Here is a 7,988-nt window from a genome sequence, read left to right on the forward strand (position 1 = left end):
GCGCAGGACGGCGCCGGCGCGGCCGGCACCGGCCAGGCGCCCACCACCGGCCTGGCGCCGTCCGCCACCGGCATCTACACCAGCTCCGTGGCACCGTTCCCGGCCGGGTCGCGAGTTCAGCTCCCCGGCGGCGCGGCCGCGGACTGGACTCTGTTCGGTGCGGGGTGGGGCGGGGTGCAGAACCGGGCGGCGCTGCCGGTCCCACTGCTCAGCGCGAGCGTGATGGGCGTCCCGACGACGTCGTCCTCGGGCTTCGACTGGAGCGGCGGGATGCCGACGGCCAGCGGCACCGATGACACCGACCGGCTGGCGGTCCAGGGCACGGCCGTGTTGTCGACCTTCGTCATGCAGTCCCGCACCCTGGACGTCTACCTCGGATCGTCGTCGGGACGAGTCGAGATCACCGTGTCCTCGCTGCACGACAGGCGGACGTTCACCGTCACGCTGCCGTCGACCTTGCTCGACGGTTCGGCGGACGCCCGGGTGAGCGTGTCGCTACCGGCGAACATCGGTGCCACCACCGTGTCGATCTCCAGCGGGAGTCTCACCGGCTGGACGCTCGCGGCTGCGGTGTTGCGGTGACGACGGGCAAGGGCCTTCAGAGGCTCGGCACCAGCCCGTTCGGGGCATCTGACGGAGATCGCAGAAAACTTTAAAAATCTTGGCTTCCCCGGCAACCAAAAGGCATCCCCCAGACGACTGACCATGTGAACGCCACACCGGCCCCCGCGCCAGGAGGTCCGGTCGGCGTTTCGGCCCGTTCGTCCGGCTAACCCCCCCCAGCCGACCGAACGGGCCGTCGAGCGGTACCGGGGCTGGCCGGTCAGGCCAAGGCCGGCCAGCCCCCTCGCCACCGCCGCATCCGCCCACTCCGGGCACCCAGCACTCACCGGCAGCCAGCACCCCGGGCAGCCGCACCCCCGGGCAGCCGCACCCCCGGGCAGCCTGCACCCTGGGTAGCCAGCCACCGCCGCGGCGCGTCCCGGGGCCCAGCCAGGCTTCGACGCCCGGGCCGGCAAGCAGACCGTCTCCCGCCGTTCACCTGACCGGGCCATCGACGGTGTGAGCCTCGTCGCTGACACCTGGCCCGCGACCTACGCGGATCGGACCCGGAGAGGTAGCGTCGACAGCGTGCGCCGGCTGTTGTTTGCACCCTCGTGGATCGCGCGTCATCTTCTCGCGCTCGCTATGGTCGCGCTGTTCATCCGCATGGGGATATGGCAGCTCACCAAGGGCGAGTCGGCGCAGGGCTCGCTGCAGAACCTCTTCTACGGGGTCGAGTGGCCGATCTTCGCCGCCTTCGTCGTGTACTGGTGGTACAAGATGATCAGGGAAGAGCTGTCACCGACGGACGACAGCGGTCCCCAGTGGGGCGCGGGCGGACGGATCGCCCCCGAGGCGCCCTGGCGCCCGGAGCTCGATGGTCCCCGGATGTTGACCGCCGCGTCGGACTCGCCCGAGGAGGACGAGGAGGTCGACGCCTACAACCGCTACCTCACCTCGCTGTACGAGCGCGACGTGCTGCGCGAGGCCCTGAAGCAGATCGATCCGAAACAGATCGAGTCAAAGCTCAACCCGAAACAGATCAACGGAGCCCGCTGATGACCCCCGCCCCCTCCCGCACCGCCGGGGGACGTTCCGCCGCGCCGGCGGTCCGAGCCGCCCTGCTGCGGTACCGCGTGATCGCCTATGTCGTCGGCGTCGGCCTGATCCTGCTGGTCTGCGTCGGTGTGCCGTTGAAGTACGCCGGCGGCACCGACACCGTCGTCGCGGCGATCGGCCCTATCCACGGCGTGCTGTACATGGTGTACCTGGCCTGCGCGTACGACCTGGCAAACCGTTGCCGGCTGCCGCTGCGGCAGACAATCCTCATCATGCTCGCGGGCACGATTCCGTTCCTGTCGTTCGTTGCCGAGCGCCGGGTCAGCGCGCTGATCCGACGCAAGCACCTCGCGGCCCCGGCCGGCGCCAGGACCGCTCGTCCCGCCGCCGGCGAGACGGCTGAGGCCCCCGCCCGCTGACCAGATCGGGCCCTGTCACCGGGGCCGGGAGGGCCACCGGCGGGGCCGGGGCGGCTCGGGGCGATTCAGGCGGCTGGTGGCGTCACGGGCAGCCGGCCTGGGCCAGTCCGCCGGTGCGCTGGCGGACTGCGGCGAGGGCGGGGCGGTGCCGCCCGGCGGGCACGGTGATCATGACGACCTCGCCCGGCCCGAGCCGCCGCAGCCGGGCCGGGCGCGACAGCCCGCCACCGCCGACGGACAGCACCTGTTCGATCTCGGTGCCGAAGGCGAACGCCCGTCCGTCGGACCAGGTGACCAGGTCCGTACGGGCACCCGACGGCCGGACGAGGACCAGTCGAGCCCGCGCCGGTTCCCAGACGACGGCGACGGTGCCCGTGGGGCTCAGCAGGGCCCACCGACCGCCGGTGCGGTAGGCGGCGGCCGACGCCCGGGCCGAGCGGCGGGCTCCCGCAGCCCGCGGCGAGGGGTCGGTGATCACCACCAGCCCGGCCTCGTCGACGGCGATCGGCGGAGTCGGGTCGACGTCCGGATCCGCCGCGCTCACCGCCCCGAACGCCCCGTCAGTGTGCACCCCGCGCGCTGCCGGCAGCCCGGCGGCGGAGGAGGCCAGCATCGTGGTGAGCACCGCCCGCCGCACGTCGACCCCGTCCAACCGGACCAGCCCACAGACCGTCATCGGCTCTCCATCCTCCGGCCCCATCCGACCGCCCCATCCGACCGCCCCATCCCGACCGCCCCATCCGACCGTCCCCGCCTGAGCCCCGTCCCGGACCGGACCGTCCCGTCAGGACCGTCCGGGACAGCCGGCACGCGCACGACCGCAGCGGCCGCCCTGAAGGGCTCGCACGCGACGACCGGGTGCACGCGACGACCGGGTTGCACCCGACGACCGGGTGCACACCACGCCGCGGGCGGCAACGGACGCTCCAGCGCCGGAACGTAGCAGTTCCGTGACCGCGTCACCGACTCGTTGACCGCAATCGCAGGCGGAGTCGGGAAACAGGCGGCCGACGGAGTTTCGGCCGACCAGCGGGAAACTCCGGACCGGTCCGACGCCGGCGCCAATGGCGCCGGTCAGGCGACCCCGACGCCGGACTGCTCGGGTTCCCGCCGCACCCGCCGGGCGGCGATGACCGGATGGGCCGGGCATTCGACCAAGTGGTCGTCGAAGCCCTGCACGCTCGGCCAGGACTGATGACATGAACCGCAATGGGTCGTGGTCGGATCGGTCCACCGCGTGTCGCAGCCGGCACAACTGGCCGTAACCGCGATATGCGCGCCGGCCTCGGGCTGCCGGCGGCGGGGCACCTGGATCGGCAGTGTCGGTTGCCGGCCGGGCTGATCCGGATCGGGGTGAAGGGTTACGGAAATCGCGCGGGGACGCCGGGGCGAGGAGACGGCGGCCGGGATCGCGCGAGGGGATGTCGACCGACGGGGAGGCACCCGGCCATCCTGTCGCAGACCTGCACAAGCGTCACGCAACCGGCCGTCGAGTCTTCAGGGTGTTTGTCCAGTGCCAACGCTCCGGAGACGGTCAGGTCGGGGCGATCCCACCTACTCCGGGCATCTTGCGCAACCTTTCGGGCCGCTCAGGGCAGACGCCCGCTGCGGACATCATCCAACCCGAAAATCACAATGCAGGGACACTTGGCCATGTCGTGGCGAACGACGGCACGACCGGCCCCGGCCAGACTGGCTACGGTTGCACGCATGACGACCCCCTCGACGGGCCCCGGCCCGGCCGATCCGGTGCCCGGGGGTGCCCGGATGGGCGTGGGCGCGCTGCTGCGGCAGTGGCGGGAACGACGCAGAGTCAGTCAACTCGAGCTAGCACTTCGGGCGGATAGCTCGGCCCGGCACATCAGTTTCGTGGAGACCGGCCGGGCCACGCCGAGCCGAGCGATGGTGCTGCGACTCGCCGAACATCTCGACGTTCCGGTGCGGGACCGCAACGCGCTGCTGATCGCCGCCGGCTATGCTCCGGCCTACCCGGAGACGCCGCTGCACGACCCGGCGATGACCGCCGTGCGCGCCGGGTTGGAGCAGTTGCTCACCGCTTATGAGCCGAACCCGGCACTGGTGCTCGACGGGCACTATGACGTTGCACTGACCAACCGCGCGGCGCTGGTTCTGCTCACGGGTGTGTCGGCGGACCTGCTGCGCCCACCGCTGAACGCAATGCGCCTCACCCTGCATCCGCGCGGGCTCGCGCCGCGGATCGTGAATCTGGCGCAATGGCGGTCGCACCTGCTGGAGAGAATGCAGCGGAACATGATTCTGCGTGGTTCGTCGCAGCTGCGCGCACTCCACGACGAGGTGTCCGCCTATCCCGTTCCCGACCGCCCGGGCGCCGAAGATCCGGGGGCGGACACAGGCGTCGGATCGGTGAATCCCGCGGCGCCGGCCGACGGAGCGCCCCCGGCGCTCGCGCTGCCGATGCGGATCGTGGTCGAGGGGCACCTGCTCACGCTCATCTCGACGTTGACGACATTCAACACCCCGATGGACGTGACCGTCTCCGAGCTGGCGGTCGAGACGTTCCTGCCCGCCGACCCGGAGACGGCCAAGGCCCTCGTGGCCCTCACCGAGGCGCGGTGACCGGCCGGCGCTCACACCGCCCGACCGGGGAGCTATCCAAACGGGGAGCTATGCCGCCCCGGCGGGCACGCGGTCCAGGAACCCGCTGACGGCGCGGATCCGCCCGTCGTCGGCGAGGGTGAGCACGTCGAACCCAGCGACGGGCGCCGAGCCGTCGGCCGGCGACACCAGCTCCCAGCCGAACCGCACGACGTCGTGGTGGCCGTCAGCCGACCCGACCGGACGGAAGGTGAAGCCCGGGAACTGCCGGTGCACCCCGGCGATCAGCTCGGTGATCCCGTCGCGGCCGACGACCTCGACCGTAGGGTCGGTGTAGCCGCCATCCGGAATCCACGCCGCGCTGACCGCCGCCGCGATCCGGTCCGGCTCGGTCGCGTTCCAGGCGGCGAAGTAACGTTCGACGGCCTCGGTGTGCACGGTCACAGCACTCATCTCCCTGCGTTCGTCCCGGCGGGTCTGCGCCTGCCGGCGTCGGCCGTTACCGACCGGACCAGAGTCGCCGCCGGCCGCGGGCCCCGTCGATTACCGGCGAGGTAAAGCAGCGGGGGAACATCAGGAGCTGAATGCGGTCATGGACGTTGGCTCGACCGGCGCCACCCCACGCCGAGGCTCGGTCCCGCGGCCCGTCCCGCCGATACTTCATGATCGGGACGCAGGTGGGACACAGACAGCCGGGGTCGGCCGGTGTCTGTCCGCGGGCGCGGTGCGGGCACAGACAGCCGGATCCAGCCGGAGTCAGCCAGGGTGGTGGTTGATCGCCCCCGGCCTGGCCGATACCGGTTCTGGCCTGCGGATCTGATGCAAAACCTGAGAGTGGGCGGAGGGCGTGGGATTCGAACCCACGATGAGGATCACTCCCCATAGCGGTTTTCAAGACCGCCGCCATCGGCCTCTAGGCGAGCCCTCCTACCTGGCGTTACGCCAGCCAAGCACGCTCATCCTACAAGATCCGATCATCGCGTGGTCGCGGGCGCGGCGACGACGTCGGGGGCGGCTACCGGTCGGAGACGCGGGTGGGGCGGGGCCAGGGATAGCCGTTCTCGCGCTCGCAGGCGATGTTGAAGCGGCCGAGCAGGTCGGCTAAACATCGCCGGTCCTCGTCGGACCAGCTTCCGAGAACCTGGCCCAGCCCTCGCAGGACCACGCCGCGGTCGGCATGCAGGCGCTCCAGCCCCTGTGGCGTGACCGCCAGCTTGCGGGCCATCCCGCCGTCTGGATCGGGGATGCGCTCGACCAGGTCGGCATGAAGCATCGCCGCGGCCTGCCGGTTGACGGTGGAGACGTCGAGGGCGAAGGCGTCGGCGAGCTGCCCGATGGTCATCGGCCCCTCCGCCTCGATCCGGCTCAGCAGCAGGTACGCCGAGCGGTCGAGGGTGCGGCCATGTTGCTTGTGTGTGGACGTGGGCAGGATGTGATGGCGGGCGAGCAACAACAGCTCCCGCTCGATCTCCTGCAGGTCCTCGAGCACGCTCGCCTCCGCCGCGCATCCGGGCACCTATGCCCTCGTCTGACCGTGACCTTCATCCCAGACTATGCGCAGCTCCGCCGTCTGTGCACGGCACACATAGCATGTACCTTGCACATGAGCGATCGTCCGTGGCCACCGAAACGATCTCGCAAACCCCCTTGCAAACGACGTGGCCTTGCCGCACCTGCGTTCACTCGCGGTCCGCGCGCAGACGGTCACCTTCCGTCGGCGCTTCTCACCGTCATCCACCCGGAGGCTCCCATGGCACAGGCGTCCGCCGACCCGACCAATCGGCAGGAGGGCGCGCCCGCGCCCGGGCTGATGATCGGGGCTCTGGCCACAGCCGGGGTCGTGGTCTCGGTCATGCACACCCTCGTGGTGCCGCTCATCTCGGATCTTCCCGAGCTGCTGCACTCATCCGCCTCGAACACGGCCTGGGTGGTGACCGCGACCCTGCTCGGCGCCGCGGTCTCGACGCCGATCGTGGGCCGCCTCGGCGACATGTACGGCAAGAAGCGAATGATGATGCTCAGCCTCGTGGTGCTGATCATCGGCTCGATCGTCTGCGCCCTGAGCACCGCTTTGATCCCGATGGTCGCCGGGCGCGCGCTGCAGGGACTGGCCACGGGTCTGATCCCGCTGGGGATCAGCGTGATGCGCGACGAGCTCCCGCCGGAGAAGCTCGGCTCGGCGCTCGGGCTGATGAGCTCCTCGCTGGGAATCGGCGGCGCCCTCGGCGTCCCGCTGTCGGCGATCATCGCCCAGCAGGTCAACTGGCACGTGCTGTTCTGGGGGGCGGCCGGGCTCGCGGTGCTGACCCTGCTGGTCATCTGGAAGGTGGTCCCCGAGTCGCCGGTGAGCGACAAGGCCCACGGCCGCTTCGACTTCGTCGGCGCCCTCGGGATGTCCGCCGGCGTGCTGTGCCTGCTGCTCGTCATCTCCAAGGGCAGCGACTGGGGCTGGACCAAGCCCACCACACTGGGGCTCGGCGTCGCCGCCGTCGTGATCCTGCTCTCCTGGGGCGGCTGGGAGCTGCGCACTCCGAGCCCGCTGATCGACCTGCGGATCAGCGCCCGTCGTCAGGTCCTGATGACCAACCTGACCTCGGTCATCATCGGATTCGCGATGTACGGCATGTCCCTGATCATCCCGCAGCTCCTACAGGCCCCCAAGGGCACGGGCTACGGGTTCGGCCAGTCGATGATCGTCGCGGGCCTGTGCTTCGCGCCGTTCGGCCTCGTGATGATGCTGGCCTCCCCGGTCACCGCCCGGCTCTCCGCGGCCTTCGGATCCAAGGTCACCCTGATGATGGGCGCGCTGACCATCTCCATCGGCTACGGGCTCGGGCTGGTACTCATGAGCGAGGTCTGGGAGATCATCCTCCTCGCCTGCATCATCGGCCTCGGGGTCGCCCTGGCCTACGCGTCGATGCCCGCCCTGATCATGGCCGCGGTGCCGGCGACCGAGACCGCCGCCGCCAACGGCCTGAACACCCTGATGCGCTCGCTCGGCACCTCCTCCTCCGCCGCGGTCGTCGGCGTGGTCCTCGCGCACATGACCACGACGTTCGAAGGCGTCGCGCTGCCCTCCGAGGGCGGCTTCCGGCTCGCGTTCGTCCTCGGCGCCGGGTCGGCCCTGCTCGCGCTGCTGCTGGCCACCTTCATTCCCGGCCGGCGGGCGAGCGCCGCGGTCACCGTTCCCGCCCAGCGGGAGACCAACACCGCGGTCCTCGACGCGGAGACGGTGGACGCCGTCCAGGCCTGAGCTCATCCCGGCGCGTCGGACGCGCGGGCGCCCGCGGTGTGGGCACCCGCGCGTTCGGGCATCCCGGCAGGGTGAGCAGACACTCCCACCAGGACGCCGATCGCGCCCCCGCCCGGCCGGGCGACCGCGGCGAGAGC

Annotated in this window: 7 protein-coding genes, 1 tRNA gene and 1 pseudogene; 5 read left to right on the plus strand and 4 right to left on the minus strand. The window is 71.2% G+C overall.

Annotated elements, in window-relative coordinates:
* The 3 genes and pseudogenes from ND748_RS19895 to ND748_RS19905 all read left to right on the plus strand — a co-directional run.
* A pseudogene (locus ND748_RS19895) lies at positions 1 to 582 on the plus strand (hypothetical protein); the annotation flags it as partial.
* A 549-nt stretch (positions 583 to 1,131) separates the two neighbouring features.
* Positions 1,132 to 1,602, plus strand: coding sequence for a hypothetical protein (locus ND748_RS19900; RefSeq protein ID WP_374215984.1), 471 nt, complete (start codon positions 1,132 to 1,134; stop codon positions 1,600 to 1,602).
* Complete coding sequence (locus ND748_RS19905; RefSeq protein ID WP_251747514.1) at positions 1,602 to 2,021, plus strand: DUF3817 domain-containing protein; 420 nt, start codon at positions 1,602 to 1,604, stop codon at positions 2,019 to 2,021. The genes ND748_RS19900 and ND748_RS19905 overlap by 1 nt, the downstream gene beginning before the upstream one ends.
* Positions 2,022 to 2,103: 82 nt before the next feature.
* Here ND748_RS19905 and ND748_RS19910 read toward each other — a convergent pair whose 3' ends face one another.
* Positions 2,104 to 2,697, minus strand: coding sequence for a hypothetical protein (locus ND748_RS19910; RefSeq protein ID WP_251747515.1), 594 nt, complete (start codon positions 2,695 to 2,697; stop codon positions 2,104 to 2,106).
* A gap of 1,034 nt (positions 2,698 to 3,731) precedes the next feature.
* Here ND748_RS19910 and ND748_RS19915 point away from each other — a divergent pair.
* Entirely contained in the window at positions 3,732 to 4,619 is an 888-nt protein-coding gene (locus ND748_RS19915) for a helix-turn-helix domain-containing protein (protein ID WP_251747516.1), read from the plus strand.
* Positions 4,620 to 4,667: 48 nt separating this feature from the next.
* Here ND748_RS19915 and ND748_RS19920 read toward each other — a convergent pair whose 3' ends face one another.
* The 3 genes from ND748_RS19920 to ND748_RS19930 all read right to left on the minus strand — a co-directional run bounded on the left by ND748_RS19920 (position 4,668) and on the right by ND748_RS19930 (position 6,114).
* The gene (locus tag ND748_RS19920) at positions 4,668 to 5,051 is read right to left on the minus strand and encodes a nuclear transport factor 2 family protein (protein WP_251747517.1); all 384 of its coding nucleotides are present in this window, start codon (positions 5,049 to 5,051) and stop codon (positions 4,668 to 4,670) included.
* Positions 5,052 to 5,437: 386 nt separating this feature from the next.
* A tRNA-Ser gene (locus tag ND748_RS19925) sits at positions 5,438 to 5,526 on the minus strand.
* 87 nt (positions 5,527 to 5,613) lie between these two features.
* The gene (locus ND748_RS19930) at positions 5,614 to 6,114 is read right to left on the minus strand and encodes a MarR family transcriptional regulator (protein WP_251747518.1); all 501 of its coding nucleotides are present in this window, start codon (positions 6,112 to 6,114) and stop codon (positions 5,614 to 5,616) included.
* Between the two features lie 234 nt (positions 6,115 to 6,348).
* On the opposite strand from ND748_RS19930, the gene ND748_RS19935 reads away from it, so the two are divergent.
* On the plus strand, positions 6,349 to 7,851 hold the full coding sequence (locus tag ND748_RS19935; RefSeq protein WP_251747519.1) for an MFS transporter: 1,503 nt from the start codon (positions 6,349 to 6,351) through the stop codon (positions 7,849 to 7,851).
* Positions 7,852 to 7,988: the final 137 nt, after the last annotated feature.

Source organism: Frankia sp. AiPs1 (genome assembly GCF_023716945.1).
Taxonomy (GTDB): domain Bacteria; phylum Actinomycetota; class Actinomycetes; order Frankiales; family Frankiaceae; genus Frankia.

Excerpts from the sequence above, each read along its gene's own strand:
- ND748_RS19905 (WP_251747514.1), top strand. The coding sequence starts at position 1,602 with ATGACCCCCGCCCCCTCCCGCACCGCCGGGGGACGTTCCGCCGCGCCG.
- ND748_RS19910 (WP_251747515.1), bottom strand. The coding sequence starts at position 2,697 with ATGACGGTCTGTGGGCTGGTCCGGTTGGACGGGGTCGACGTGCGGCGG.
- ND748_RS19915 (WP_251747516.1), top strand. The coding sequence starts at position 3,732 with ATGACGACCCCCTCGACGGGCCCCGGCCCGGCCGATCCGGTGCCCGGG.
- ND748_RS19920 (WP_251747517.1), bottom strand. The coding sequence starts at position 5,051 with ATGAGTGCTGTGACCGTGCACACCGAGGCCGTCGAACGTTACTTCGCC.
- ND748_RS19935 (WP_251747519.1), top strand. The coding sequence starts at position 6,349 with ATGGCACAGGCGTCCGCCGACCCGACCAATCGGCAGGAGGGCGCGCCC.